Here is a 360-nt window from a genome sequence, read left to right on the forward strand (position 1 = left end):
CCTGATTCCGTGAAGCCAGCGCCGACACTTCCCCTATCACCGCCAGCGAGCATTTTCTGACCGCCGATTCCGTCTCAACCGCTGAACGCATACCGGGGAGGACCAACCATGGCGACGCTGACCGACGAGAGCAGCCCATTTTGACAGGCATTTCTACCCGCCGGACACGCTGATACTGGCTGCCGATGACCGTCAGCTCTCTGCGTGGTGCCTTTGTCCGACAGACGATCAGCATGGCGTGCCTCGGGGATAGCGCAGGCGGCTTCGCAAGGTGTTCAATACCGTCATGCGTCCGATGTCCTGCCCGAAGTCGAGGATGATCTGCCGCGCCTTGTGAATCACGAGCGCCGCACGATGCAC

1 protein-coding gene is annotated in these 360 nt (G+C 61.1%); it reads right to left on the reverse strand.

Translation table 11 applies throughout. The features are described 5' to 3' along the window. Positions 1–235, reverse strand: a 235-nt coding sequence (locus Q673_RS36925; protein ID WP_235048495.1) for a hypothetical protein, incomplete at its 3' end; no start/stop codon positions are given. Positions 236–360: the final 125 nt, after the last annotated feature.

Source organism: Halomonas sp. PBN3, assembly GCF_000475415.1.
GTDB classification, from domain to species: Bacteria; Pseudomonadota; Gammaproteobacteria; order Pseudomonadales; family Halomonadaceae; genus Halomonas; species Halomonas shengliensis.